Annotated in this window: 3 protein-coding genes; 2 read left to right on the forward strand and 1 reads right to left on the reverse strand. The window is 72.5% G+C overall.

Annotated elements, in window-relative coordinates:
- Window positions 1–1,084, forward strand: a 1,084-nt coding sequence (locus tag HMPREF3099_RS13055) for a hypothetical protein (protein WP_168168507.1), incomplete at its 5' end; no start/stop codon positions are given.
- Between the two features lie 108 nt (window positions 1,085–1,192).
- On the opposite strand, the gene truA is transcribed toward HMPREF3099_RS13055, so the two are convergent.
- A complete protein-coding gene (truA, locus tag HMPREF3099_RS09390; protein WP_070705712.1) occupies window positions 1,193–2,047 on the reverse strand; it encodes a tRNA pseudouridine(38-40) synthase TruA in 855 nt (284 codons plus the stop codon).
- A gap of 152 nt (window positions 2,048–2,199) precedes the next feature.
- On the opposite strand from truA, the gene HMPREF3099_RS09395 reads away from it, so the two are divergent.
- A partial coding sequence (locus tag HMPREF3099_RS09395) for an HAD family hydrolase (protein WP_070705713.1) occupies window positions 2,200–2,842 on the forward strand: 643 nt, incomplete at its 3' end.

The following is a 2,842-nucleotide window of genomic DNA, read 5'->3' on the forward strand; positions in this document are numbered from 1 at the left end:
CTGGTCCGTCCCGGCCGTCGCCGTCGCCGCTTCCGCCCCGGCCGTCGCCGCCTCGAAGTTCACCTGCCCGACCAACCCGGCCGGCATCGTGGACGGCGTCTTCACGACCTACAAGGCCGGGATGCCCGACCTGTCCAATGTCGACCTGAACATCTGGTACGTCTCCGGAGGCGGAGAGCAGAACGGCGCCCTGTCGAGCGCCGGCGTCAACATGCGCAACCTCGGCACGCAGGACCTCGACTGGGCTGGCTACAACCTCCTCTGGGAGATCGGCGTCCGTCAGGTGGACACCTCGCCGGCCGTCAACACCCTCGACCAGGTCCGCTACACCAACGCCTCGCAGTACACCAAGCTGGTTGACCCGTGGAGCCCCGATGGCGACAACTCGGGAGACACCAGCCGGGCCCGCGAGGTGGACTCCTGCGTCACCCGTCGCGACTTCAACATCTCCTCGAGCTACGGCACCTTCTACAACACCGCCACCGGCGCCAAGTTGGGCACTGCCGCCATCTCCGAGGACCAGGGCACCTGCCAGGGCACCTACTACAACTACCTGTTCGAGCAGACCGGCGGCGACAGCGCACTGGACACTTTCCAGCTGGTGGCCTTCCAGATGCGCGACGGCTCGCACAACCGCGGGACCATCTACACCACGATCGGCGTCAAGCCGGTGGGCTTCGCCGCCCCCTCCTGGACCTGGGTGCTGGCCGAGCTGAAGAAGCGCTACCCCACTGCCACCGAGGCCGACCTCACCACGTGCTTCCAGGGCGCCTACAACGCCCGCGTGAAGCTGTGGAACACCGACCCTGCCGACTACGCGGCCGGCATGAAGTACTCCTACGAGGGCTGGGCAGCCCCCTACTACGACACCCGTCGGGCCGCGACCAACAACGCCATCGTGTGGGCCAACGAGATCGGCAACTACCTCTCGTACGCCCCGGAGGGCACCGGTAACATCAACGCCAACGTGCCCCAGCTCCGGAAGGGCGCCGAGGGAGTCAACCAGGTCACCTACTGGAACCGCACCATGGCGGACGGCCTCGCACCGCTCTACGCCCTGGAGCAGCGCGACGGCATCTGGTGATCCCCGGGAGCGTCCAGCTCCCACAAGACCGCCTCGGAAGGCCCTGCCCCCTCGGGTGGCGGGGCCTTCCGCTGTCCGGGCGGCGTCATCCCGGGGGAGGGGGACTGCTCAGCGGAGGCCGTCTCCGGCCTCGTCGAGAACGCGGGTGGCCCGGGCCTCGATCTGCCGAGCCGCCAGGTCCTCGTCCGCGGGGTAGTCGACCTGCTCCAACGTGAGGCCGTGGGCGGGCATCACCTGCACCGCCCCGATGCGCTGCCGCCCGGCCAGGACCTCCGCCGGCCACTCCACCGGCCGGCGCCCCTCCCCCACGGGCACCACGCCCCCCACGAGCGCGCGCACCATCGAGTGGCAGAACGCGTCAGCCACCACCACGCCCTCGATGACGCCGTCCCCACGCCGCGCCCAGGTGAACCGCTCCAGCGTGCGCACCGTCGTGGCGCCCTCGCGCGGCTTGCAGTAGGCCGCGAAGTCCCGGAGCCCCACCAGACGCCCAGCCGCCGCGTCCATGGCATCCACGTCGAGCGGGCGCCGGTGGCGCACCACCATCCCCCGGAGCCGTGGGTCCACGTCCGCCACCCGGTCCCACAGCAGGTAGCGGTAGTGCCGGCGCAGGGCGGCGAAGCGTGCGTCGAACTCCGGGGGCACCACGGTGGCGCGGTGCACGACAAGGTCGCCGGGGAGCACACCGGCGAGCCGGGTGACCAGCGCGTCGGCGGGGTCCCGGTCGGAGCGCCCCGGCACCGCCGCCCAGGCCTCCTCCGGCACGTCCCCGTGGCAGACCGACCCCGTGGCGTGGACGCCGGAGTCCGTGCGACCGGCGACGGTGAGCGGCAGGGACTCCACGCGCAGGACGGTGCACAAGGCCGTCTCGAGCTGCTCCTGGACCGTGCGCAGCCCCGGCTGCCGCGCCCACCCGTGGAAGTCGGTGCCGTCGTACGCGAGATCGAGCCGGATGCGGGGCATGGGCGGGAGGCTACCCGCCCATGCCACCGTGAGGCACCGAGGCAGTCCGACGCGGGACGCGCCATGTATCGGGTGCGGGGGGGGCGCACTCTGTGGGAGTTCGCACACCCGATGACGGCCGGCACCCGCCTCGCGCCCCCTACGCTCGAGGGATGGACCGGACTCCCCTCGCCCGCCCGCACGTCGACGCCGAGGTCGGCGCCGTGCTCTTCGACCTCGACGGGGTGCTGACCCCCACGGCGGAGGTGCACCGCCGCGCCTGGCACCGCCTGTTCACCGACTACCTGACCGAGCGCACCCGTACCACCGGGGAGCAGCTCGCCCCGTACACCAACACCGACTACTACGAGCACGTCGACGGCAAGCCGCGCCTCGACGGCGTGCGCGACCTGCTCGCCTCGCGGGGCATCGCCCTCCCCGAGGCGGAGGTGGAGGCCCTCGGCGCCCGCAAGAACGAGGCCTTCCTCGCCGAGCTCGAGGCCGGGGTGGAGCCCTACCCGGGCTCGCTGGCCCTCCTCGAGCACCTGGCGGCGGTCGGCACCCCGATGGCGGTGGTCTCCTCCTCGGCCAACGCCCCGGCCGTGCTGCGCACCGCGGGGATCGACCACTTCTTCCCCGTCGTCGTGGACGGGGCCGTGGCCCGCGAGGAGGGCCTGCCCGGCAAGCCCGCCCCGGACACCTTCGAGGCCGCCGCCGAGCGCCTCGGGGTGCCGTCCGACCGCGCCGTGGTGGTGGAGGACGCCACGTCCGGTGTGGCTGCCGGTGCCGCCGGGGACTTCGCCGCCGTCGTCGGCG

It is taken from the genome of Kytococcus sp. HMSC28H12 (assembly GCF_001816045.1).
GTDB classification, from domain to species: Bacteria; Actinomycetota; Actinomycetes; order Actinomycetales; family Dermatophilaceae; genus Kytococcus; species Kytococcus schroeteri.